Source organism: Sphaerospermopsis sp. FACHB-1094 (genome assembly GCF_014696195.1).
Taxonomy (GTDB): domain Bacteria; phylum Cyanobacteriota; class Cyanobacteriia; order Cyanobacteriales; family Nostocaceae; genus Sphaerospermopsis; species Sphaerospermopsis kisseleviana.
Genome location: NZ_JACJPT010000007.1, coordinates 25724 through 50313 on the forward strand (window position 1 = coordinate 25724; position 24590 = coordinate 50313).

Genomic DNA, 24590 nt, shown 5'->3' on the forward strand with positions numbered 1-24590 from the left:
ATAGTTGATAGTTGATAGTTGATAGTTGATAGTTGATAGTTGATAGTTGATAGTTGATAGTTGATAGTTGATAGTTGATAGTTGATAGGGAATCATAAAATTGATTACCCAATCACCAATCACCAATCACCAATCACCAATCACCAATCACCAATCACCAATCACCAGTCCCCAGTCCCCAGTCCCCAGTCACCAGTCACCAATTATCAATTTTTACTCATCAATTTGCCAAGCATCTTTGGTAAATTCTTCATCGAGAACTTTCTTAGGACGTAAAATGATAATAACTTTACCTAACAAAGTATTTTCTGGTGCAGTTTCAAACCATTGAAAATCAACTTCTCCAGAATTATCAAAGGCAAAATAACTAGAAGCATCCCAATCTCTTTGATTGCGATCTATCACAACTAAAACAGGTTCTATTTTCGTTTGATTTGGGTTAGGGAAAATATCGCTACTAGCAATAATGACTACTGGATCTTCCGCAGATCGTAACACTTGCCAACCTGGTAAAGCTACCCAAGCTTGTTCCCCTGCAAATTTGACAATTTTAAATGGTTCAATTTCTGTAACTATTGGTACAGCTTTTACAGCTTGTGGTGTCAATGGTAATTCACCCACTACAGGTACAAGCCGGGGTAGTTCTTCATCTGACTCTAACCGGAAAAAGGGTAGAATGGGGGCGGGACGTTGGGGAACTACGGTAAAATCAGTTAATAGTTGTTCGATTTGTTTCCTAGCTGTGGGCGAGTGAACAAAACGCAAACCCTTAGCAATTAAGCGCGATCGCTCTTGTAAATCCGAGTTCTGTCTGGCTAATTTCCAAGCTTGATAAGCGACTGCATCCCCTGGATCGTTCGTAAAACCTTGTGGTGGGGTAGAAAAGCGAGAAAAATCTTTGATTGCTTTAGCAACTTCCCGCGCTTCGTCTACATCAAGTTTATGTAAAAAAATCAAATCAGCCGCTGCGGCTCGATCCTCTTGAGTCAGTAAGCGCAGTTCATAAAGAATATCACTAGCTCTTGTACCATAGTATACCCGTGTTGCTTCCGATGCACCAAACTTTTCTAAAGAACTGTAAACTTGAGCGCCAACAATCACCTGATTTTGTTGGATTGGCTCAAATCCAGTGGACTCAAAGATTTCTTGGGGATTGTAACCGTTTTTTTGGAGGTAGGCGATCGCTACTCCCCATTCCACCCAGTTACCTTGTTTTTGTCTCAATTTTACTAATAATTCTTGTGCTGTATCATTAGCAGCATTCCCTGTATCTTGTGTGTTGGATGGTAGTTCAGTCATAATCGGAAGAGCAAACTTCAATTTAATATGGTGATTAGTAATTAAGCTCTTAATTATCCCTTAAATGTGCGAATTTTAGATTATGGATTTTGGATTTTAAATTGAGGTTGTTTGTTTCACAGCTTGGTTGATGTTGAATTGCTAAAAATCAGGATTTTCAACTCTGCTGTGTATGGAATATAACAAAATTGTGAAGAACATATAAAGAAATTTATGGGTAACACAAATCTCGAAATTGAGCAAGTGCGCTCTCAATTCAGTAGTCGTGAACGTGCAAAAAAACTCAAAATCCTGGTAGTGGATGATGAACCAGATAATCTGGATCTACTTTATCGTACCTTTCGTCGTGATTTTAACGTCCTCAAAGCTGACAGTGGTGTAAATGCTTTGCAATTGCTCGAACAAGAAGGAGAAGTAGCAGTCATTATCTCCGATCAGCGAATGCCAGAAATGAAAGGAACTGAATTTCTGAGCCGGACTTTACCACAATTTCCCGATACCGTGAGAATTATCCTCACTGGGTTTACAGATATTGAAGACCTTGTAGAAGCAATTAATAGTGGTCAAGTTTTCAAATACATTACCAAACCTTGGGACTCTGGAGAACTTAAGGAAGTAGTCCAAAGAGCAGCAGCAACTTATGATTTACTGAAACAGCGAACAGAAGAACTGCGTCGCGCTAATGCACAAATGCAGTTGTTGACTGTGCTGGTGGAAGTCACCCAAGCTGCTTCTAGCATAGAGGAAATTTTAACTTCCATTGCTAAAGCCTTTAGTGAAACTTTTGCTGCTGATGGTTGTATTGTACAACTTATAGAAGAAAATACTCTGGTAGCAACCCAGGGAGCTTACAGTGTGACAGGAGGAGTTGAAAATTGGCTCTGTGAAGATCCACTCGCCAAAGCAGCGATCGCCACTGCTCAAATCCAATCTTGTTTAAATATCCCTAAAGACCCTAATCTCAATACTCTTACTCATTACCAAGCTGCTGGAGTCCAAGCACATTTAATTATCCCAATTATTTATCGTCAGCAGATGTTAGGAGTATTATCGCTCCAGTGGCAAAAACCTTGTAATTTAAGGGAAGATGAACTTAACCTCATTCATCTGTCAGTGCAATTAGTGGCGATCGCTCTTTCTAGTAGTTGCAGTAGGTGACTGGTGACTGGGGACTGGTGATTGAGGACTGGTGACAGCAACAAAAGTCTTTTATCAATCCAAAATCTAAAATCTAAAATCTAAAATCTAAAATCGGATGACCAACTACCAAGCACCCATAAACAACGAAATTCGTAACATTTTTGACCGTATTGCCCCAGTTTATGATCAATTAAACGATTGGTTAAGTTTGGGACAACACCGGATATGGAAAGAAATGACCGTTAAATGGAGTGGAGCTAAACCCGGAGATACCTGTTTAGATTTATGCTGTGGTAGTGGTGATTTAACCTTTAGATTGGCACGACGCGCAGGAATGACGGGAAAAGTTTATGGTGTAGACTTTTCCTGTAACTTACTCACAACTGCCAAAGAACGTTGCCAAAGCCATTACCCCCAACCTCCTATCACTTGGATAGAAGCTGATGTTCTTAATTTACCCTTTGACGACCATCAATTTGATGCCATCACAATGGGCTATGGTTTAAGAAACGTGAAAGATATTCCCCGCAGTCTCCAAGAAATATATCGCGTTCTCAAACCTGGTGGTAAAGCAGCAATTTTAGATTTTCATCGCCCTAACAACGAAACATTCCGCGCTTTTCAGCAGTGGTATTTAGATAACCTCGTCGTTCCCCTGGCAACTAATTTAGGTGTTAAAGAAGAATACGCTTATATTAGTCCCAGTTTAGACCGTTTCCCCATTGGTAAAGACCAAGTAGCAATAGCACAAAAAGTAGGTTTTGTCAACGCCACACATTACCCCATTTCTAACGGTATGATGGGAGTGTTGGTAATTGATAATTGATAATTGATAATTGATAATTGATAATTTGTAATTACTAACTAATGTTAAGTTGCTAGTTGGGAGTCAGGAAACAGTGAACAGTGAACAGTCAACCTCGATAACTGTCACCCGTCACCTGTCACCTGTCACCTGTCACCTGTCCTCTTTCCCTAATCCAAAATCCTGTGGATTGGTCACATCTTTGGCTTTATGTATCACCCCCAATTCTGGGTGGAATTATCGGCTATTTCACCAATGATATAGCCATCAAAATGCTATTTCGCCCCTATCGGGCTATTTATATTCTGGGGCGCAGAGTGCCTTTTACTCCTGGGTTGATTCCCCGCAATCAGGAGCGGTTGGCAAAAAATATTTCTAATACCATTATGGGATCGCTGTTAACGCCAGAAGAATTGCAAAAGCTGGCGAAGCGTCTCTTACAAACAGAACGGGTACAAGGTGCGATTCTCTGGTTATTGAAGTTGGCGCTGGAGCAAATTCAAGGTGATAAAAACCAGAAAAGTGCCAAAATTGTGGCGGGAATTTTACGGGATTTGCTGGGAGAGTCTTTACCCCGTCTCCTGAAGGTTTTGGCCAGACAGGAAAATTTTTTAGAAGCGCAAATCAACCAAATTTTTGACCAGGTATTACTGGAATTTCAACTCAGTGAAGAACAATCTACACGGTTAGCTGATTGGTTGTTGCAAGTTGTTTTACCATCGGATGTTTTAAGACAGGCAATAGTTGATTTTTTAACAGATAGGACTATTCAAACTATTGATGATAGCTTTCGTGAAAAAACCAGCGGTACTTATTGGGTAGTCGCTAATTTATTTGGTTTACGTAATACTCTGACCCGGTTAAGGACTTTTTGTTTAGATGAAAAAGAGGCTACAAATAAACGATTAGAAGAATTAATCCAAGATTTGCAAATGCGCGATCGCCTCAAAAAATTATTCCAAGATTTATCTTTACAAAATTTACCCGTTGGTACAGTTCGTCAACTCAGAAAAACCACTAGGGAAAGTGTACGCCATTACTTACAAAAGAGTGGTAGCAATTTGTTACAGGAATTAACTGAATCAGCGGACTGGGAAAATATTGCTGTCTTGCTGTTAAATCGTTTGCGAAATTCACCAGTGGTTAATACTTCCTTAGAAGTAGTGTCTCAAGAGTTAGCTTTAATTTTAGAAAAGTATTTAGAAAAAGATTTAGAAGCAATTGTCGCCCAGGTAATTCCCATTTTATCTATAGATCAAGTGATTGTTGACCGAGTAAAATCAACTTCACCTGCTGATTTAGAAGCAGCAATTGAAGGAATTGTCAAGAATGAATTACAGGCAATTGTGACTTTAGGCGGTATTTTAGGTTTTGTTGTCGGGTTATTTCAGGTAGGATTTTTGGTTGTCAGTCGATATTAGGGACTGGGGACTGGGGACTGGTGACTGGTGACTGGTGACTGGGTAATCAATTTGATGTTTCCCAATCAACTATCAACTCAGAAGTGTTGAATGTTAAGATTTTGAGGATATTGTCCAATTTGTGCATTGGTATCAGTGATACCAAATTTCAGCAATTAATGACTCTATTCTCAATAGACAATAGGTTTTACCTGGGTAAAACGCCAAGATTGTAAAGTTTTATTGCAGGATTCAACACTTGTGCTATCAACTATCAACTATCAACTATCAACTATCAACTATCAACTATCACCACGAAAAACTATATCTATATCTATTGTAAAAAAATTTTGATTCGGGGATCTAGAAACCCCCGTACTCAACATAAGATGTTGGTGTATTTTATCGCTTTATAGCGAGAGTACATGAAATTGACTCAAGAAGTGCTATAAAACCGATATTCGTCCCGATGGACACAAGATATCAGGGAAATAATCAAAGGATAACCAAACCAAAGGGCAATCTAGCCGAATTTGCTATAAATTGTCAATTTGGATTTGGTAGTGCTGATTTACTTTTTGTTTGTAAACCAGCGGTAATTAAAATCAATCCAGTTGGTTATCCTCAGAGTTTCGCTGAGTTCTTTATTAAGTTGTTAACCGATGAAGGGGATCTATTTTTAGACCCCTTCGCTTTTTCCAAAAGAACGGGTTTTGTTGATATGACTCAACAACACCACTGGGTATCTTTGGAATTGAATGAGGTTGATGGACAGGAGAATTTGCTTTTGACTTGGCTAAGAATCAATTTTTGATCAGTCGTGGTTGTTCTATTGTCCTCAAAACAGTCAATTATGCTGCACTAAAGACTTTAGAGTTTAGACTTCTCAATATAGATTCATATTTCGCCGTCTACTTGCATTTTATGCACTTTATCAGCTAACTCTTGACGACCTTGATCGTCTAGCTTATCAATTGCCATCATCCCCATGAGAATAACCTCTTTTAAGGTCAAACGTGTGGAATGTGCCTGTGTTTGCACTCTTTCTTTGATGATTGGACTTACGCCAATTGCGGTACTAGCTCTAGCCACGGAAATAAAAGGAAACATTAATGACTTCGCATAAATCTTAGCACTTTAAACGACGTTATTGTATATAGAATAAAATTTAACAATATTTTTTTAACATTTTGTAATCTGTGATTTTTTATACTTATATGTTGTAAACTACATTCTCATGGGGGATCTTGATACCGCGTAAGGAAAGTAGAATTTTCCTGAATTCAGCCAAATATGGCTGTCATAAGGAAAAGCAGTGAGTCCTTACAAGGAAAGAAAAAACGATGAAGGAACCTTATCTGTTGGCAGCAGGCTTGTTAACAGGATTGGCAGTACCAACATCGGCTCTCCCAAAGATGTCGAGTCTCCCACCTGAAAATACTGGATTTTTGGAGGATTTAAATCCAAGTTCACCATTACCAGGAGTAGATGAAAAAGTCACTTATCAAGTTGACATTTCTTTACCGGAATTCAGTAATCAAGCTATATCCAAACCAGGGAGTTCACAGTTAGCAGTACGCCAGAAAAGTAACTCCTTGCCAGAATTTAGTAGCCAAGCTGTATCAGCATCAAAGACTTCCCCGGTACGAGTTGAGAAAATTAGCCCCAGGGTGGAAATTTTGTCAGGGGAATTAGCAAACAACTTTTTAGCAGCACCGATAAAAACATCTTTAAACTTGAGTTCTCAAAAAACTAAGCGGACTCCTGTATCTGGGATTCAAATGTACTATTTAAGATTAGCTTCCCTGAAAACTAGGCAAATTTACACTCGTGTAGATGATGAAGATTTACAGTCATATTGGAAGTCAAAGAAAAAAGAGAAAGTCAGTTATCAAGATTGGAAAAGCTTATTAGCGATGGAAGCGAGAGCAATTTCCCAAGTTCAAGGTACAAATCGTTTGAGTATCTTGGTGGGTGATTCTTTGAGTATGTGGTTTCCTAAAGAAAAATTACCTGTTGGTAAATTGTGGTTGAATCAAGGGATATCTGGAGATAGTTCCGCTGGAGTTTTCAGGAGGTTATCAGCTTTTTCCCAGACGCGGCCAGAAGTTATTTATATGATGGTTGGGATTAATGATTTGCTCAAGGGTGCTAGTGATCAGACGATTTTACTCAATCATCGGCGAATTATTCGCAGTTTGCGGCAAACTCACCCCAAAAGTCAAATTATGGTGCAGTCGATTTTGCCTATTCGCCGCCCTCAAATAGCCAATAGTCGTATTCGTCATATCAATGCCCAAATTGCCTTAATTGCTCGTCAAGAGGGGGCTAATTATTTAAATATTCACAATTGGTTTACAGATTTTGATGGTAGTTTACGTCCTGAATTGACCACAGATGGTTTACATTTGTCACCCGCAGGATATAGTGTATGGCAGTCTGCCCTGCAAAAGATAGAGTATATAGTCGCTCAACGATTGTGAGGCAGGTGATTGGTGATTGGTGATTGGTGACTGGTGACTGGTGATTGGTGACTGGTGACAGTAAGAAGAGAATAGTAAGAGTCAATCAATTGTTGATTTTATGTAGCTGGAATTTGTTGTAAAACTTGGTTTAATTTACCACTGCGATAACCTTCTAAATCTAAGGTGACGTAAATAAATCCTAGATTTTGAAATGTGCTGACAAGGGCAGGTAAATCTGTTTTTAAGACAAAATCTGCTATTTTTTCTGGTGGTAGTTCAATTCTGGCTGTGTCTCCTTCGGAACGTACCCGCAGGTTATCCCATCCTAAATTTCTAAGATAAATTTCTGCTCTACCAACTCGCTGTAATTTGGCTATGGTAATTTCTTCACCGTAGGGAAAGCGAGAACTTAAACAGGGTTGGGCGGGTTTATCCCACCAAGGTAGGCCGAGTTGTTGGGAAAGTTGACGAACTTCGGCTTTTGTGACACTTATTTCTGCTAAAGGCGATCGCGCACCTCGTTCTTTTGCGGCTTGGATTCCAGGACGATAATCATGTAAATCATCGGCGTTGACTCCATCTACCACATAAGGATATCCTAACTCTAAAGCGAGGGGCTTGAGTGTGTCGTGCAATTCACTTTTGCAAAAATAGCAGCGGTTAACTGGGTTTGATGTGTAGTTGGGATTTTCCATTTCGTGGGTATGAACGATTTTATGGGCTATCCCAATAGTTGCTGCTTGTGCTGTTGCGTCTGCTAATTCTTCTGGTAGTAGGGAAGGAGAAACTGCTGTTACAGCTAAAGCGCGATCGCCTAATACATCATAAGCAATCTTGGCAACTAATGTACTATCAACTCCCCCAGAATAGGCTATTAATGCCTGATCCATTTCCGCAAATAAGGCTTTTAACTGTTCTAGTTTTGCTTCTAGTTTTTTTGCTATTGTCATGCTGCTAAAACCCCATAACACCTGATCAATACCTATTATAGAAATAATGTCTGAATCAGGATTTACAGGATTTACAGATTTGCTGGATGGGATTTCCTAGATTTTAGGGTTTTTAACAGTATTTCCAGTCAGAGACTGGAAGGAATAAATTGGTATATGCTTGTATATGTTACATTAGCTGGAACTTGTGCTTCTAATTGCGGTCAAAAACCACTGCAATTTAAACCTGGTCAATATCTTCGTGTACAAGTGGTTAACCGCACGCCTAGAGTATTAACATTAGATCAATTACCAGAAATGCGACGTATTTCTTTAGCACCTGGAAAGGAATATACTGTAGATATGGAAAATGCTACAGCCCCTAATTTTTCCCTGTTGTTTTGGGATGATACGGGTAGGTCTTTAGATGCTAATGTTTCTAAACCCAATTTTGGGACTTTGCGTTTAGAACTGCGTCCTAGTGAAAAGTTTCCTGGTTATCGCTCTCTTTATATTCTCAATGATGGCAAGGTACAAGTATTTTAAACTTCAATTTTGCTATCAGAAATTCATAAAAATTAATATCCCTGATTTTTTTGCAGTCAGGGATATAACATCAATTATAAAATTGAGCTTAAAAAACTTAGATATAATTACAGTTGTGATAAATTTATTCTGTAATTTTATAGACCATCAGCTTTATGCGGTTTATCATAGCATTTCTACTATCTTTTTTACTGCTTGGCCAACAAGTCACTTATGCTGACATTTGCCCCACTAAAGGATGTGTAGAAAAATACTTATTATCACTTTCTTGGCAGTCTGCATTTTGTGAAACCCACCCCAATAAAATAGAATGTATGGCACAAACAGAAAATGGTTATGATGCCAGTAATTTTACTTTACATGGTTTATGGCCTGATAAACTGGCTTATTGCGGTGTTTCCCGTGATGATATCAACAACGATAAAACAGGAAATTGGGCAGCTTTACCTGTGGTAGAGGTTGATGCAGAAACCAGCAGTGAACTAATTGAAGTTATGCCTGGTGTAGTATCTAATCTTGAGCGTCACGAATGGGTTAAACATGGAACTTGTGACGGTAGAAATGCAGATGAATATTATGATATTGCTGTTGATTTACTCAAAGAAGTTAATGCTTCTGATGTCAGAGATTTATTTGCTCAAAACATCGGCGAAACCATTTCTTTATCTGAAGTAAAAACAGCATTTGACAGAACTTTTGGACAGGGGGCTTCTAGTAGTTTAAGTCTCAAATGTAATCCAGACAGTAAACTCGCTACAGAAATTCGTTTGAAAATTAAACGTCCTCAACCTGGACAAAAATTAGCAGATGTTTTAATTCCCAGTGGTGCATTGTCTTGTGACAAAGTTTTAATTGATGCCGTAGGTATTGGTAGTTTAAGCCAATCTTAGAGACAATTAGAGACAAATTTAATGTTGGGTGCAGCAAACGCTCAACCCAACATAATTTTATAATTTATTGTATAATTTAAACTTTCAAGTTTTAGCGAAAGTCTCCAATTTAGAACCAGAAGATGATGACAAATTGTAATAAGTAGTCGTGCCAAATAAATTGTATATTTGGGAGAAGGAACAGGTAATAGGAAATAAGGAATACAGTAAGCATTCAGCTATCAGTAATCAGTAATCAGCTTAAACCCATAATTTAGACAGGTTTGGTATCAAATTAAAAGTTTGCCCAATTCCACGCTAGATATTTACAGACTGGCATTAATCTTTTTTTAACATCTGTAATATCTATTATGTAATATCTATTGATATTATCTTAGGTGTTTTCTGCATCTTTTATTATAAAATATTCCTAATCACCAATCCACAATCACCAATTACCTATTACCGATGACTAATGACCAAAATATTAAACGTTTACCTAACCAACGTTGGCAAATTGCGCCCGCAAATATAGAATTAGCTGCAAAATTAGCTAGTTTAACGAATATTTCCCCTATTATCAGTCAGTTATTGATTAATCGGGGAATGGAAACACCAGAAGCAGTAGAAAAATTTATCAATCCTGAAAGTTTAAATTTACCTTCTCCTTTGGAAGATTTCCCCGATTTAGCGGTAAGTGTAGAATTGTTAGAAAATGCTATTAAAAATCAAGAAAAAATTGCTATTTGTGGTGACTATGATGCAGACGGGATGACTAGCACTGCTTTATTATTGCGAAGTCTCCGCGCTTTGGGTGCTGATGTTGATTATGCTATACCTAGTCGGATGCACGAAGGTTATGGAATTAATAAACGTATTGTTGAAGAATTCAAGAGTGAAGGTGTGGGTTTAATTCTCACGGTAGATAATGGTATTGCTGCTTGTGAACCTATTGCTAGAGCTAGAAAATTAGGTTTAAAAGTGATTATTACAGATCATCATGATCTTCCCAAAGAATTACCACCAGCTAATGCTATTCTCAACCCAAAGTTAATAGATGAATCTTCTCCTTATCGGGGTGTTGCTGGTGTGGGTGTAGCTTATATTTTAGCGGTGTCTTTAGCTCAACAAATGGGAGAATTAAAAGGTTTAGTTCACCCCATGTTAGCTTTATTTACATTAGGAACTATTGCTGATTTAGCTCCTTTAACTGGTGTAAATCGTCGTTGGGTAAAACGTGGTTTAAAGTTATTATCTAAGTCTACTTTACCAGGTGTTCAAGCTTTAATTCAAGTTTCTGGAGTTCAAGCTAGTGAAGGAGAAACAGAAAGTAATTCAAAATCTGATCTGAAATCCAAAATCCAAAATTCAAAATCTTTAAAACCTGATGATATTGGGTTTCGTTTGGGACCTAGAATTAATGCTATTGGCAGAATTGGCAACCCGCAAACTGTGATAGAATTGTTGACTACTGATGATATGGGAATAGCTCTAGAAAGAGCGATGCAGTGTGAACAGATTAATGCTGAACGTCAAAAAATGTGTGAGGAAATTGAACAGGAAGCAATATCATTAGTGGAAGATTTGTATGTAGAAGATTTACCTAAAAACCGGGTTTTAGTAGTTATTAAGGAAAATTGGCATCATGGTGTAATTGGTATTGTTGCTTCTCGTTTGGTTGAGCGTTATGGTGTTCCGGTTTTTATTGGTACTTTTGAAGGTGACGGTGTAATACGTGGTTCTGCAAGGGGAATACCTGAATTTCATGTGTTTAAAGCTTTAGAAGATAGTGATGATTTATTAAGTAAATATGGAGGACATAAAGCAGCAGGTGGTTTTTCTTTACCAGCAGATAATTTAGCAGATTTTAGATTACGTTTATCTGATTTTGCCAATCAATGTTTAGAAATTCAACATTTGAAACCTTTACTAAAAATTGATGCTCAAGCAAATCTCTATCAAATCAATCAAGATTTATTCCAACAGTTAAATATTCTTCATCCTTGTGGTATTGAAAACCCTAGTCCTCTATTTTGGACTCCTAATGTTCAAGTTATTCAACAACAAATAGTTGGCAAAGGTCATATTAAATTAGTTTTGGGGCAAGTTATAGATAATCAAAGATATGAAATTCCAGCTATAGCTTGGCGGTGGGGTGATTATTTTCCCTTACCATCCAGAATTGATGTTGCTTACAAATTGGGTGAAAATAATTATAATGGTAATAATAATCTGCAATTAGAATTAGTGGGGGTGAGACTCCCGCAACAGGTGGAAAAATTATTTACTACATCAAAAATTTCTAAACCGACAAAGTTTGAATACAAACAGCGTCAATACACCTGTGGTATTTATCAAAATGGTGTAGGTGCAGAATTAAGAATTAAAAATAGTGAAGGTAAGGTATTAGTCATGCAGCCTGAGAATAAAATAGGTATGTTAGGGTTAAGTCGTGAAGATGCTAAACAGGTTGATTTATCTTTACCCCAATATGATGGTATTATTCAAGCTGCGATGCAGGCTTTGGTAGGGAATAGGTGACTGGTGACTGGTGACTGGTGACTGGTGATAGGAAAGAGCTTTTCCCAATTACCCATTACCAATTACCCATTATCCATTACCAATTACCCATTACCCATTACCCATGACCTAAATTATAGGTCGCCGTTGCGAAACGCGAGTACAAAAATTACTGCTGGTCCTGCAAGTACAATTAATGCTACACAGGTTAATTGAAACACAACTTCCCAATTAATATTGGCTAAAGCTTCCATTTTTCCTCCAAACGGTTTTAAAAAATTCAATAACTTAAATGCAAAGCCCGCATTAGATCATATCTGGATAGGGGCAGCAAGTTTTAAGTTACTTAACAAAATTATAGGAAAGTACATAAAAATGTAAACAGGGAATTGGTGACTGGGGACTGGTGACTGGGGACTGGGGTATTAATCTTCCCCCACCTCCCCATTTCCCTGTTCCCTACTGTCACCTGTCACCTATCACCTGTCACCTACTCCTAGAGGTATATTATGGCTACCTGGCAATGTATAAAACAATGTGGTGCGTGCTGTCATCTTGATCCTACAGAACGCCCAGACTTAGAAGAGTATCTTTCACCAGAGGAACTGGGACTTTATCTCAGTATGGTAGGTGAGGATGGTTGGTGTGTGAATTTTGACCACGAAACGCGAGAATGTACTATTTATGCTGATCGTCCGCGTTTTTGTCGGGTTCAAGTTGATACTTTTCAGGATATGTTTGGTATTGAAGCAGAAGAACTAAATGATTTTGCGATTGATTGTTGTCATCAGCAGATTGAAAGTATTTATGGCGATCGCAGTTTGGAAATGATCCGGTTTGATCAAGCTGTGGGTTTTATACTTTAATTTTCTGTTCACAAGTTGCCATTTATGACAACATTATGAGAAAATGAAAAGAATATGAAAACCACTTAGTGAAAAGACTAACACCCGTGAAACTTGACACTCGACCTGTAACCATTACCGAACCTGAAACCCAGTCACCAGTACCAGAAAATACTGCTCAACCTGCAAACAAAAAACAGCAATCAGTATGGATGGTGTTGGGAACTACCTTCATTACCATATTTTTAGCGGAAATTGGTGATAAAACCCAATTATCAACGTTGTTAATGAGTGCGGAATCTCATGCACCTTGGTTAGTGTTTCTGGGTTCGGGAACTGCTTTAGTTACTACCAGTTTATTAGGTGTGCTGCTTGGTGGTTTTATTGCGAGTAAACTGAGTCCGAAAACTGTGGAAAAATCAGCAGGGGTAATGTTGCTGTTGATTTCTGTAATGTTGTTTTGGGATGTGTTTGTTGGTTAATTTTCAGTTGTTGGTTGTTATAGAGAAAATTATGGATTGGAATCTTTTAGGACTAAGCTTTATTACAGTGTTTCTCTCTGAGTTGGGAGATAAAAGTCAGTTAGCGGCGATCGCTCTTTCTGGTCAAGGTCAATCACGCAAAGCTATATTTTTTGGTACAGCAGGTGCTTTAGTATTAACCAGTTTACTAGGAGCATTAGCTGGGGGTGCAGTTGCAGAGTTATTTCCTACAAGAATTTTAAAGGCGATCGCTGCTGTGGGGTTTGCGATCCTCGCTATTCGTCTGCTTTTACCTAGTAGTGAAACCGAATCTGATTAAATTAGACCTCTCCAAAATAGAATGTATTAATTTGTCAGGGGACATCCTACACCTTCTCCCTCGCAGGTGGCACAATTTTAAACCTATTCAAACCCTGATCAATATCTCGCAAAACCTGAAAATCATCCTCCGGTAAAGGATAACTATTACTATTCACTAAACCCCCACTGGGATATTTTTCCAAAAAAGAAAACGCTTTTCTAAATTGTTGCGGTTCCGCTTTAATAGGTGCATCAAAATGACAGGGAATTATCCATTGAAAATCCCATTGTGCCACTTTATCAGCCCAATTTATTGTTTCCTGGGGTTCGCGATTTAATATTAAACTCTGTAAAACCGGTGCCACAAATATCCGCCCATCTCCTCTTAATGCTTCATAAGACCTTTCCCAGTCTTTTCGCCATTGGAAGGGGAAAAAGCCAAAATATGTTTTTAGGCTGCGTTCTGGTGCTTTCCAGGCATCTCTAAATACATCTTTCCACTTGGGTACATCCACTACGCTGGGACGGAAGTAAAAGGCAAATAATGTAATACGTTGCCACCCTTTGCGGCGGTTTTCTGCTGTATCGGCTATGATATTGTATGCTTGATCTTTGGCGTGGTACAGCAACGGATAGGGATCAAGTTGAACTATTGCTGGTGGTTCTGCGGGTACGGAAACTATGGTATCTGTGAGCAAGAGATTGTGCGATCGCCTGTGGAAAAATGCCACTTCTGCAAACTTCCCAGGACCCAAATCAATGGGTCCCAATATCTCATAATCAAACTCATCAGCAAACGGTACTTGACTACTATCTGCGGGTAATATCTGCGTCCGGTTTGATGGTAAACCCAACCAACTTAAAGGTAAATTTACGGGAAAACTCCATTGTTCTGGTGCTACAAATATCTGTGCTGTAGGAAAATATCGCGCAAAGGGTCCGACAAATACTTTATGTTCTATTCCTGAGATGGTGGGCAAAATTATATACTTTACTTCCCCGTGTTCTGCTACCAACTCATTTACTAACCGGATACATTCTTTTGTGGGTGCGACAGGTGCATAAACCAATAAACCGCCTTTTTCTAACTTTACCACCGTCATGCGGATGGGTACAACTACATAGAAAACCCCTTGCATCTGATCAAAGATCCAGATAGTATCCTTAACTACTTCTTTGCGAATAGTGCGACGTTTTCCGTAGGGATAAAGGGGGACAACTGGCCAGAACTTCCATGTATAATCCTGGGGGTTGACATTTTCTACATTGATTGTACCTTCACCTTGAATCACTGTGCGATCACTCCCAATAACCAATATTTTAATCTTTCCCGATTTTGGAGTTTAGCAAATTTTGGAGCTAATAATTTAATCTGGGAATTTAATTTTGTCATCAATGAAGTTACAATGGGAATAAAGCAGATGGAGAACTGCTATGAATGTAACTACTGTAAAATGGACTATTAAAGATTATCATCAAATAATTGCCACTGGTATTTTAGCAGATCGTAATGTTGAGTTAATTAATGGGGAAATAGTAGAAATGGCTCCCGAAGGAGAATATCATGCTTATTCTAGTGATGAAGCAGGAGAATATTTAATTTATTTACTTGGACAAAAAGCAAAAGTTCGTCAAGCTAAACCAATTACTATCCCAGAAACTAATTCCGAACCAGAACCAGATATTGCTATTGTTCAACGTTTAGGAAAAGATTACCGCGAACATCATCCTTATCCAGAAAATATATTTTGGGTAATTGAATATTCAGATTCTAGTTTAAGTAAAGATTTGGAAGTTAAAACTAAAGTTTATGCTTCCGCAGGTATTCCCGAATATTGGATCATTAATTTGCGGAATATGGAATTGATTGTTTTTCGAGTTCCGACTGATGCAGTTTATCAAAGTCGAGAAATTTTCAAAGCTGGTGAAATTCGTACTTTAGCTTTTCCTGATGTGGTTATTTCGGTGGAGAGGTTATTGGGGGTGTAAGATTAATTTTAAATCATACTAAATGATAATTTTATATTCCAGCTTGATTTAATACTTCACTAAACTCATCAACCAAATCTAAAAATTCTGCCCATTCTACTAAATAACCATAATCAAAATTATCTGCTTGTAACTTAAAACAGTTTACCTGCAATGTTTTGAGATTTATTCAACATCCCCGAATTAGGATTTATGAGGATAAAAATTATGACAACCAAAGAATTACTAATACAAGAAATTAATTCAATGTCAGAAACAGAGCTTAAAGAAACACTGAAGATTATCCGGTCACTTAAACAAAAAGAGTCTAAACCTCCTCATCGTCCAGGATCAGGAAAATCTATTCTTCGTCATGCTGGAAAATGGGTTGGTGATGATCTGAAGGAATTTTAATGATATACCTTTTGGACACAAATCACTGTAGTTCTGTCATTTTTGGGGATTCTGCTATTGAAAATTATCTCACAGTTGTTTCCGCAGATACAGATTTTCAACGTATACAACAAGCTTGGGATTTCCCTTTAGAAAATTGGCATGATTTGTTGGATAGTTGAGTAAATTGATATATCAATAAACATCATTATTACTATCTTGTCTGAAAAATATTCTGCACCATCTTCTTCTGTGACTTAGCAGCAGCACTATCCAACTCTGCAACTTCCCCATCACTCAACAACCAACCCAAAGCACCGATATTTTGTTGTGCTTGTTCTAAATTTTTCGCTCCAGGAATAGGAATTGCACCTTTACAAATACACCAGTTAATAGCAACCTGTGACATGGTTTTATTTCTCTGAGTTGCTATTTCTCTTAAAGTTCCTAAAACTCCTTGAATCCCTGGTAAAATTTGTTTAAATAAAAACCCCCTTACACCTTTAGGAAACTTGCCATTTTCCGAAAATTTACCTGTTAATAAACCCAAAGCTAAAGGACTATAAGCAATGAGTTTAATTCCTAAATCATCACATACATCTTTTAAACCTAATTCCGTCACTGGATAGGTAGATAATAAAGAATATTGTACCTGCAAAGTTTTTAGCGGTATTCCCCTTTCCTGAAATCTTTTATGTACCCATAATAATCTTTTTGTACCGTAATTAGATAATCCTACACCTTTAACTAAACCTTGTTCATATAAATCAGCTAAACCGTCTAATAAACCTACTTCTTGCCAAGGTGCATAATTAGCTGTAGACCAGTGCATCTGCACTAAATCAACGTTTTTTCCTAATCTTTTCGCAGAAGCATGACAAGCAGAAATAATTGATTTTCTTGTCCATCTCCAAGGATAAGCTGCTAATTTTGTCGCAATACAAATATGATCTTGATTTAATCCTTGATATTCTTTGCTAAACGTACCTAAAAGTGACTCACTACGTCCATTTAATCTTCCTGTACCATAGGAGTCTCCTGTATCAAATAAGGTGACACCATTACTCACACAAAGACTAAATACCTGTTGTAATTGGTCATCCATGCTTTCATTATATCCCCACAGGAGTTGATTACCCCAAGCCCATGTTCCACATCCCATACTGGGAAAAGATAGTGATTGATTTGTTTGCATATTGCTTTCCTATAAAAAGTATGATGTTAGCATTTGATAATACCTAAATTGGATTTAGGCAGGTTAAACAATAAAACACTAAATTCGTTTCTATAGTTTCTTGTCACTTGCCAAATTATTTGACCACTTGACAAATTAATGTCTACAAAAATATCAACCTCTAAACCCTTACACAGTAAGGGTTTTGTTATTTTACCCTATCTTTAACCAGTAGGACAATAATTGACAAAATAACTGTCCGAATTTAGATATTTGACAAATTAACTGTCCTGTATTGAAAATTGCTGTTTTTCCAACTTTTCCCAGACTTGACAAATTAATTGTCCTCCGATACAGTACAATACAACTATGTTTGTAAAAGACATATATGCTGGAAATACAAGATGATCAACCCAATGATAATGAGGTAGAAGGTAGTGACATTATCACTGAACTATCCGCAAGTGATAAAGAAGTATTGGAATTAATCCAAAAACTACTTGAACCGTGCGATCGCCAAACCTATGGAGAAAGACAAAGAGAGGTAGCAGCCAAGCTAGGTAAATCAGTCCGAACAGTACGCAGACTGGTTAAAAAATGGGAAGAACAAGGTTTAGCTGCACTGCAAACCACTCAACGCGCTGACAAAGGTAAACACCGCATAGATTCTCAGTGGCAAAAGTTCATTATCAATACATATAAGGAAGGAAATAAGGGTAGCAAGCGAATTACCCCTCAACAAGTTGCGATCAGAGTACAAGCAAAAGCAGCAGAATTGGGTGATGAAAATTATCCCAGTTATAGAACTGTTTATCGAGTTCTACAACCAATTATTGAAGCACAAGAGCAAAAAGCTAGTGTTAGAAGTCGTGGTTGGCGAGGTTCTCGATTATCACTGAAAACCCGTGACGGACTAGATTTATCCGTTGAATACAGCAATCATATCTGGCAGTGTGATCATACTCGTGCCGATATTTTACTGGTGGATCAACATGGCGAACTTTTAGGTCGTCCTTGGTTAACAACAGTAATAGATACTTACTCTCGTTGCATCATAGGCATTAACTTGGGCTTTGATGCACCCAGTTCTCAGGTAGTAGCTTTAGCACTGCGTCACGCCATATTACCCAAAAAATATGGAGCAGAATATGGACTACATGAGGAATGGGGAACTTATGGGAAGCCAGAACACTTTTTTACTGATGGAGGTAAGGATTTTCGATCCAACCATGTGCAACAAATAGGTGTTCAGTTAGGATTTGCTTGCCATTTACGCGATCGCCCTAGTGAGGGTGGAATTGTGGAACGTCCTTTTGGCACTTTAAATACTGATTTATTTTCTACCTTACCAGGATACACAGGTTCTAATGTTCAGGAACGCCCAGAGGAAGCCGAGAAAGAAGCCTGTCTAACTTTACGAGAATTAGAACGTCTGCTAGTACGCTATATCGTAGACAAATATAACCAAAGTATTGATGCTCGTTTAGGTGATCAAACTCGTTATCAAAGATGGGAAGCTGGGTTAATTGTTACACCTGATTTAATCTCTGAAGAAGATTTGCGTATTTGTTTGATGAAACAAACTCGACGTTCAATTTACAGGGGTGGATATCTGCAATTTGAAAATCTGACATATCGAGGTGAAAACCTGGCTGGTTACGCAGGGGAAAACGTTGTGCTGCGATATGACCCTAGAGATATCACAACTATTTTGGTTTATCGTCAGCAGGGTTCTCAAGAAGAATTTTTAGCCCGTGCGTATGCTCAAGATTTGGAGACAGAGGAATTATCTCTAGATGAAGCAAAAGCCATGAGTCGCAGGATTCGACAAGCGGGTAAAACCGTTAGCAATCGTTCAATTCTGGCAGAGGTACAAGATAGAGAAACTTTCGTTAAGCAAAAGAAAACCAAAAAGGAACGCCAAAAAGAAGAAATTGTTGTAGTTGAAAAAGCTAAAAAACCTGTGGTGATTGAACCAGAAGAAGAAATGGAAATGGAATCTGTGGAAAGTTCTTCAACAGATATGCCGGAAGTTTTTGATTATGAACAAATGCGCGAAGATTACGGGTGGTAAATTATGACTTCACAACAAGCTCAAAAGGTTGCCAAAGAATTAGGTGAAATTCTCCCCAATGATGAAAAATTACAAGCAGAAATTCAACGATTGAATCGGAAGAATTTTATTCCTTTGGAACAAGTAAAAACGCTCCATGATTGGTTAGATGGCAAGCGACAATCACGCCAATCTGGTAGGGTGATGGGGGAGTCAAGAACTGGTAAAACAATGGGTTGTGATGCCTATAGACTCAGGCATAAACCTAAATAAGAACCAGGAAAACCTCCACAAGTTCCCGTTGCCTATATCCAAATACCCCAAGAATGTAGTGCTAAGGAGTTATTTACAGCAATTATTGAGCATCTCAAATATCAAATGAATAAGGGAACGGTAGCAGAAATTAGAGATAGAACGCTACGAGTTCTTAAAGGTTGTGGTGTGGAAATGCTGATTATTGATGAGGCTGACCGTTTGAAGCCTAAGACTTTTGCAGAGGTGCGGGATATTTTTGATAAGTTGGAAATTGCGGTGATTTTGGTAGGTACTGATAGATTAGATGCTGTGGTGAAGCGGGATGAACAGGTTTATAACCGTTTTCGTGCCTGTCATCGGTTTGGTAAGTTCTCTGGTGAAGATTTTAAAAAGATTGTGGAGATTTGGGAAAAGCAAGTTTTAAAACTACCAGTTGCTTCTAATCTTTCTAGTAAAACGATGCTCAAGACTTTGGGTGAGGCTACAGGGGGTTATATTGGTTTGCTAGATATGATTCTCAGGGAGTCGGCTATTCGGGCTTTAAAGAAGGGATTAGCAAAAATTGATTTGGACACTTTAAAAGAAGTAGCTGCGGAGTATAAGTAATGGAAGTTGGGGAAATTAACCCTTGGTTTTTTCAGGTAGAACCTTTTGAGGGGGAAAGTATTAGTCACTTTTTGGGACGGTTTCGACGGGCTAATGAGTTAACACCTACTGGGTTGGGTAAAGCTGCGGGAATTGCTGGTGCTGTTGCTAGGTGGGAAAAGTTTCGTTTTAATCCCCCTCCTTCTCGGCAACAGTTAGAGGCTTTGGCTAAGGTTGTGGGAGTTGATGCTGATAGGTTAGAGCAGATGTTACCACCTGCTGGGGTGGGGATGAATCTTGAGCCGATTCGGTTATGTGCTGCTTGTTATGTGGAGTCGCCTTGTCATAGGATTAAATGGCAGTTTAAGGTAACTCAGGGGTGTCAGCATCATCATTTAAGTTTGTTGTCGGAATGTCCTAATTGTGGGGCTAGGTTAAAAGCCCCGGCGTTGTGGGTTGATGGTTGGTGTCATAGGTGTTTTTTGCCGTTTGCGGAGATGGTAGAACATCAGAAAATCAATCCTTTTACAACTATGGCTAGACGGCGAAAGCAAGTTTGAGGTAGAGGGCGATCGCTACAGGACTGCAATAAAATCGCCCCCATTCTATTATTCTGACTCTGACTCAGAATCAATTTCACCTATATCTGTTGTCTCAGTTTCATCATCTGTGGTTTCAGCGTCCTCATCAGTTGTTGGCGCACTCCCCAAAACGCGCTGTCGATCTGTTGGATCATTAATACCGTAGAGGTTTAACACTTTTTCGTCAATTTCTGCATCAATTTGAACAACTTCATTCAATAAGGTTTCAATAGTTTGGCGTTTTTGGTTTTCTAAAGCAAAGAAAGCATTGAGGTCAGTGACTTCTTCTGGAATTTGTGCCTGATTTTTGATCGCGTCCCAGGTTTTACCCTGCCATTGGGGAGTCTTTAGGTAGCCCAACAGATAGCGACGGATGCTGTCATCTGGGACTTCAAACCAGAGTTTGTTGTTACGCAACACTACATTGTTTGGATACTTGGGTGAAATAAAGACGTTACTGCTGATGGTTTCTTCTTCGAGTTTGCAGGATTCAGGAATGCTAAACAACTGCGAGGCTCTAGCATCAAAGAAATTCAATGTTGAGAAATTGGGGTTTTGCTGTTGAATCTCGCTCAAAAGGCGATCATAGGGAATTTCGATCAGGGTATTGCCATTTCGTTGGCGTTTAATGATGTAACCCTGTTCTCGCAGTTGATTGAGTTGGGCGTTTTTGGCAAGGATGCGATCAACGAGTTCTACAAATTCAGCTTGGATGCTACCATCTGCGGGATAAATGGGAAGCTGGCGAATAGTATCAGGGTTGATATTAACATTCAAGTATGTTCTCGAATACCAATAATTCAAAAGTGAAGAGTTAAAAAGCGCCAGAATAAATTTCAAATCATAGCGTGAATTTTCAGCAGTAATGACGTTATTATAGTTATCTCGATTGTAGAACCCTGTATCATCGAATGTTGCTACTAGCCTCCTTTTGAGTGACTTATTTCTTAAACGTACAAGTATGATTTTAGGGGAATCAAAATATTTTTCCTCCCGCTTACGGCAAAGCCAATCACCATATTTTAAGTAAGGCTGTGTTTTTCCCCACCTTAACTCATAGCGTCCAACAAATCCGCTACCATCAAGTAACGGCTTCCAATCATCTTCATTTAGAGGTAAATCTTTACGAGGTTTTACATACATATTTTTGGTACTACTCGCTTTCGTTTCATATACAATAATCCCTTGATTACTCTCCGTAACATCTTCCAGCCGTAAAACTTTCGTTAAAGTAGTGCTTCCGTTTACGGAAACTCGGCAAGCTTCTTCAACTTGCTGTATCAGACTGTTATAGCGAAGTTTGAACTCAAACCTAGAATTATCTAGCCAACTTTCTTGTGAAGGTTCAAGCGTTTCATACCACGTTCTTGTTGTCAGTTTATCCAGAGTATCCTTAAAATCTAATAAGTTAACTTTTACTTTTTGAGCTTTTCGATGCGCTTCGTTATCTTCTTGGCTCAAAAAGAGAAGCAAACAATCAACAGTAGCATCTGACCAAATTCCTTGAGGCAAATCTACTATCTGCTCAATTCGCCCAGCATTCAGTAACTCGCTACGCAAAGAGGTAGTATTTTTACCTGTTAAATAAGTATTAGGTGTAATAAACCCAAGCTTACCATTTTTTGCTAGTAGTTCAATCCCCAGTTTAAAGAAGAAAACATAAGTATCAGGTTGACCATAAAAGACATCGGCATAATCAGCCCGAAGGATGTTTTTGTAATCATCACTGAGTGACGCGCCATAGGGAGGATTGGCAACTACAAAGGCGAAACCATTTGTATAGGGCGTATTGGGAGAGCGGCTTTTAATTTGGTCTACCTGATCGCTTTCCTCTGCAATTAATGTATTAAACAACGCAAACCTATAGCTTCCCGATGGACGAGCTAGGGCATCAACATTATAAATATGAAAGCGTTGAATTTTAGGATGTTGCTGCTTTTCATGTGCCAGCTTCACCAAATCCAGAACTTGAATCAATAAATTCACCTCTGCCAAATAGCAAGCAAACGGATTAAGATCAAAGCCAAACAAATTAGCTTGCACTCTTTCCAATACTGTTACAGGATCATCAATTTGATCCGCATTATTCTTGTAAGCCGATACTAACCGTTTTGTTGCCGCCACCAAAAACGAACCACTGCCACAAGCTGGATCGATCAAGCGTTTGTTTTTACCAATAATTCCTGTACCCGATACATAGCCCACCTCATCCAGAATGTAATTTACTATTTCTGGAGGTGTGTAATACTGTCCTTTTTCCTTTTTCTCTTTGCGGCTAACATAGGTGTTGTATACCGTCCCCACAATGTCAGAATCTACCTCAGCAAAGTTAAAGCGACTAAGTTGATGCAGGGTCATGATCAACTGCTGCTCATTCAATTGATACCAGTTAAACAGTTCTCTTCCAGTAAAAAAGTGAGCATAAATATTTTGGGCGTTGTTATATGCCATATCCAGCAACGGACTGTAGGGATTGCCTGTTGCAAAGATCCAATAGCGTTTGATCGTTTCTTGCCATTGCTTCATCCCCCCATCAGACACAAACCGATGGGCAACCCGATCCTCGCCCTGAAAAATCTCCTTGTCTTCGCAAACTCGAATCAACAACAGCCGGATAAACACCACATACGCAGCCTGTAACGCAAACTCATCTCGTCGCTGTTCTTCGTTCAGTCCACCGAGCATGGTTTCTTGTACCAGAGCAGTCCAAACCGTGTAGTCATCAAACACACGAATATTCGTCTGATAAGTTTGGCGCAGGGTTGCCTGTCGTTGATGCCAACCAAAGACCATATTGACATAGGGATTTAGTGCATCATGAAGCGGGGTATAGTCCTTTTCCAACGATGATGGAGTTTTTGGCGGTTTGGCTTGATTAGCGTGTTTACGCTGAAATGCCTGATTTAGTACCTCAAGTATCTGATCAAACAATTCTTTGGGGCTAATAAACGCCCTAGCATCCTTTTCTAGCCGAATCAATATTTCCTGAATCGTTCCGTGATCTTCTGCACTGAGATTTACTAAGTTTTGTATGCCCGCTAAACTAGACAATACCCGTTCTCTCAACTGTTGAATCTGTTGTGTCGCTGATTCAATAGCATCATCTGTCAGCCGATTGGCCTTGTTCAAGTATTCATTATGTAACGTGAGGTGATGATTAAGCGATCGCCTTGCATCCGCTTTTAGCTCTTCCAGTAACGACTGCAACGACTCCACTAAAATCGGCTCATTCCCACTACCATTGCCCAATGGTAACGCCTGTTGCTGCCACTCATTCAGATCAAGTGCCAGTTCATCCTTTAACCGATCCAGACTGGTAAATGCTGCTTTACGAAACATATCAAATATATCCCGTAATTCTCTTGTCGTACCATTAGAAAGGGTTGCGGCTCCTCCCTGATTCCATTCCTGAATAGCAGTTGGAAGATCCAAATCAACAATAGGTCTAGGTTGATTGGGATTGGAAAAATCCCAAACCATAAACTGTATACCATTTGTCAGCCATCCGAACCGCAATCCACGGATATAACTCCGTAACTGCGATAGATGACTGTCCGGATCATTCAGATCCAACGTTAGTGTCAGCGATGTATTTTTGTTCTCTACAATAAAACAAGTTCCATATACTCTATCGCTTGGAGCAAAATCAGGACGACTGCTTTGTTTCTGCTGGTTATAGCCTTGTTCTCCTGGTGCAAAACCCAATAACTCAAGCAAAGGACTGATAATTGCATTGTCAACAATAGAAGCTTCATCTCCAGTACGTTTAGAATTTGGGAGATTTAGGTAGCTGAGAAAATCACTTTGTTTTTTGAAGCTCTTTTGAAATATCCCAAAAAAGGCAGTTAGAAACTCATCAAACATAGGTAAATCAGTAATTATGCAGGAATTTTATAGAACTTAGTAGACAGAATACAGAACAGATTAAATTTTTAAATACAGTTTACCCCACACAGGAATAACAGGTTTACCTTCATCCAA

General features: G+C 38.7%; 25 protein-coding genes and 1 pseudogene. 18 read left to right on the plus strand and 8 right to left on the minus strand.

What is annotated here, in order from left to right; all coding sequences use genetic code 11:
- Positions 1-81 precede the first annotated feature (81 nt).
- Positions 82-276 carry a hypothetical protein gene (locus H6F47_RS03405; protein ID WP_190647740.1) on the plus strand — a complete coding sequence of 65 codons (195 nt, stop codon included), beginning with the start codon at positions 82-84 and terminating at the stop codon, positions 274-276.
- On the opposite strand, the gene H6F47_RS03410 is transcribed toward H6F47_RS03405, so the two are convergent.
- Positions 214-1299, minus strand: a complete 1086-nt coding sequence (locus H6F47_RS03410) for a RuBisCO accumulation factor 1 (RefSeq protein WP_096567974.1) — start codon at positions 1297-1299, stop codon at positions 214-216. The genes H6F47_RS03405 and H6F47_RS03410 overlap by 63 nt on opposite strands.
- A gap of 213 nt (positions 1300-1512) precedes the next feature.
- Between H6F47_RS03410 and H6F47_RS03415 the strand changes: the two genes are divergently transcribed.
- The 3 genes from H6F47_RS03415 (at position 1513) to H6F47_RS03425 (ending at position 4665) form a co-directional block, all read left to right on the plus strand.
- Positions 1513-2457 (plus strand): response regulator, encoded by a 945-nt coding sequence (locus H6F47_RS03415; protein WP_137668740.1) that lies wholly within the window; start codon positions 1513-1515, stop codon positions 2455-2457.
- A 118-nt stretch (positions 2458-2575) separates the two neighbouring features.
- Positions 2576-3265: a bifunctional demethylmenaquinone methyltransferase/2-methoxy-6-polyprenyl-1,4-benzoquinol methylase UbiE gene (gene ubiE, locus H6F47_RS03420; RefSeq protein WP_137668743.1), complete on the plus strand. Its 690-nt coding sequence runs from the start codon at positions 2576-2578 to the stop codon at positions 3263-3265.
- A 164-nt stretch (positions 3266-3429) separates the two neighbouring features.
- Entirely contained in the window at positions 3430-4665 is a 1236-nt protein-coding gene (locus H6F47_RS03425) for a DUF445 family protein (protein WP_190347456.1), read from the plus strand.
- A gap of 876 nt (positions 4666-5541) precedes the next feature.
- On the opposite strand, the gene H6F47_RS03430 is transcribed toward H6F47_RS03425, so the two are convergent.
- Complete coding sequence (locus H6F47_RS03430) at positions 5542-5754, minus strand: hypothetical protein (RefSeq protein WP_096567966.1); 213 nt, start codon at positions 5752-5754, stop codon at positions 5542-5544.
- Between the two features lie 233 nt (positions 5755-5987).
- Here H6F47_RS03430 and H6F47_RS03435 point away from each other — a divergent pair, with 233 nt between their 5' ends.
- Positions 5988-7127 carry an SGNH/GDSL hydrolase family protein gene (locus H6F47_RS03435; protein ID WP_190647679.1) on the plus strand — a complete coding sequence of 380 codons (1140 nt, stop codon included), beginning with the start codon at positions 5988-5990 and terminating at the stop codon, positions 7125-7127.
- A gap of 98 nt (positions 7128-7225) precedes the next feature.
- Here the strand turns inward: H6F47_RS03435 and larE are convergent, their stop codons facing one another.
- The gene (gene larE, locus H6F47_RS03440; protein ID WP_096567962.1) at positions 7226-8059 is read right to left on the minus strand and encodes an ATP-dependent sacrificial sulfur transferase LarE; all 834 of its coding nucleotides are present in this window, start codon (positions 8057-8059) and stop codon (positions 7226-7228) included.
- A gap of 156 nt (positions 8060-8215) precedes the next feature.
- On the opposite strand from larE, the gene H6F47_RS03445 reads away from it, so the two are divergent.
- From H6F47_RS03445 to recJ, 3 genes are all read left to right on the plus strand, one after another.
- Positions 8216-8584 carry a hypothetical protein gene (locus H6F47_RS03445; protein ID WP_236104142.1) on the plus strand — a complete coding sequence of 123 codons (369 nt, stop codon included), beginning with the start codon at positions 8216-8218 and terminating at the stop codon, positions 8582-8584.
- A gap of 155 nt (positions 8585-8739) precedes the next feature.
- Complete coding sequence (locus H6F47_RS03450) at positions 8740-9474, plus strand: ribonuclease T2 (protein ID WP_199291046.1); 735 nt, start codon at positions 8740-8742, stop codon at positions 9472-9474.
- Positions 9475-9921: 447 nt separating this feature from the next.
- Positions 9922-11994, plus strand: coding sequence for a single-stranded-DNA-specific exonuclease RecJ (gene recJ / locus H6F47_RS03455; RefSeq protein ID WP_190647681.1), 2073 nt, complete (start codon positions 9922-9924; stop codon positions 11992-11994).
- A 113-nt stretch (positions 11995-12107) separates the two neighbouring features.
- Here recJ and H6F47_RS03460 read toward each other — a convergent pair whose 3' ends face one another.
- Complete coding sequence (locus tag H6F47_RS03460; protein WP_009342523.1) at positions 12108-12227, minus strand: photosystem II reaction center protein Ycf12; 120 nt, start codon at positions 12225-12227, stop codon at positions 12108-12110.
- 255 nt (positions 12228-12482) lie between these two features.
- Between H6F47_RS03460 and H6F47_RS03465 the strand changes: the two genes are divergently transcribed.
- From H6F47_RS03465 to H6F47_RS03475, 3 genes are all read left to right on the plus strand, one after another.
- Complete coding sequence (locus H6F47_RS03465) at positions 12483-12839, plus strand: YkgJ family cysteine cluster protein (protein WP_190647683.1); 357 nt, start codon at positions 12483-12485, stop codon at positions 12837-12839.
- An 86-nt stretch (positions 12840-12925) separates the two neighbouring features.
- Positions 12926-13300: a TMEM165/GDT1 family protein gene (locus H6F47_RS03470; protein WP_096572676.1), complete on the plus strand. Its 375-nt coding sequence runs from the start codon at positions 12926-12928 to the stop codon at positions 13298-13300.
- Positions 13301-13331: 31 nt separating this feature from the next.
- Positions 13332-13619 (plus strand): TMEM165/GDT1 family protein, encoded by a 288-nt coding sequence (locus H6F47_RS03475; protein WP_096572675.1) that lies wholly within the window; start codon positions 13332-13334, stop codon positions 13617-13619.
- A 46-nt stretch (positions 13620-13665) separates the two neighbouring features.
- On the opposite strand, the gene H6F47_RS03480 is transcribed toward H6F47_RS03475, so the two are convergent.
- Positions 13666-14892 (minus strand): DUF4336 domain-containing protein, encoded by a 1227-nt coding sequence (locus tag H6F47_RS03480; RefSeq protein WP_137666950.1) that lies wholly within the window; start codon positions 14890-14892, stop codon positions 13666-13668.
- Positions 14893-15034: 142 nt separating this feature from the next.
- Between H6F47_RS03480 and H6F47_RS03485 the strand changes: the two genes are divergently transcribed.
- Positions 15035-15589: a Uma2 family endonuclease gene (locus tag H6F47_RS03485; protein ID WP_190647685.1), complete on the plus strand. Its 555-nt coding sequence runs from the start codon at positions 15035-15037 to the stop codon at positions 15587-15589.
- Between the two features lie 31 nt (positions 15590-15620).
- Here the strand turns inward: H6F47_RS03485 and H6F47_RS28365 are convergent, their stop codons facing one another.
- On the minus strand, positions 15621-15743 hold the full coding sequence (locus tag H6F47_RS28365; protein WP_277877124.1) for a hypothetical protein: 123 nt from the start codon (positions 15741-15743) through the stop codon (positions 15621-15623).
- A 53-nt stretch (positions 15744-15796) separates the two neighbouring features.
- Here H6F47_RS28365 and H6F47_RS03490 point away from each other — a divergent pair, with 53 nt between their 5' ends.
- Both H6F47_RS03490 and H6F47_RS03495 read left to right on the plus strand, forming a co-directional pair.
- Positions 15797-15982 carry a hypothetical protein gene (locus H6F47_RS03490; RefSeq protein WP_190647687.1) on the plus strand — a complete coding sequence of 62 codons (186 nt, stop codon included), beginning with the start codon at positions 15797-15799 and terminating at the stop codon, positions 15980-15982.
- Positions 15982-16143, plus strand: a complete 162-nt coding sequence (locus H6F47_RS03495; RefSeq protein WP_236104025.1) for a hypothetical protein — start codon at positions 15982-15984, stop codon at positions 16141-16143. Before H6F47_RS03490 ends, H6F47_RS03495 begins: the two co-directional genes overlap by 1 nt.
- Positions 16144-16175: 32 nt before the next feature.
- Here H6F47_RS03495 and H6F47_RS03500 read toward each other — a convergent pair whose 3' ends face one another.
- Entirely contained in the window at positions 16176-17156 is a 981-nt protein-coding gene (locus H6F47_RS03500) for an aldo/keto reductase (RefSeq protein ID WP_190647689.1), read from the minus strand.
- Between the two features lie 367 nt (positions 17157-17523).
- Between H6F47_RS03500 and H6F47_RS03505 the strand changes: the two genes are divergently transcribed.
- The 4 genes and pseudogenes from H6F47_RS03505 to H6F47_RS03515 all read left to right on the plus strand — a co-directional run bounded on the left by H6F47_RS03505 (position 17524) and on the right by H6F47_RS03515 (position 20588).
- The gene (locus H6F47_RS03505) at positions 17524-19209 is read left to right on the plus strand and encodes a Mu transposase C-terminal domain-containing protein (protein ID WP_190647690.1); all 1686 of its coding nucleotides are present in this window, start codon (positions 17524-17526) and stop codon (positions 19207-19209) included.
- Positions 19210-19212: 3 nt separating this feature from the next.
- Positions 19213-19461: a hypothetical protein gene (locus H6F47_RS27735; protein WP_242027324.1), complete on the plus strand. Its 249-nt coding sequence runs from the start codon at positions 19213-19215 to the stop codon at positions 19459-19461.
- A 27-nt stretch (positions 19462-19488) separates the two neighbouring features.
- A pseudogene (locus H6F47_RS27740) lies at positions 19489-20049 on the plus strand (TniB family NTP-binding protein); the annotation flags it as partial.
- Complete coding sequence (locus tag H6F47_RS03515; RefSeq protein ID WP_190647692.1) at positions 20049-20588, plus strand: TniQ family protein; 540 nt, start codon at positions 20049-20051, stop codon at positions 20586-20588. The pseudogene H6F47_RS27740 and the gene H6F47_RS03515, both read left to right, overlap by 1 nt.
- A gap of 48 nt (positions 20589-20636) precedes the next feature.
- On the opposite strand, the gene H6F47_RS03520 is transcribed toward H6F47_RS03515, so the two are convergent.
- Positions 20637-24473: an N-6 DNA methylase gene (locus H6F47_RS03520; protein WP_190647694.1), complete on the minus strand. Its 3837-nt coding sequence runs from the start codon at positions 24471-24473 to the stop codon at positions 20637-20639.
- Positions 24474-24590 lie beyond the last annotated feature (117 nt).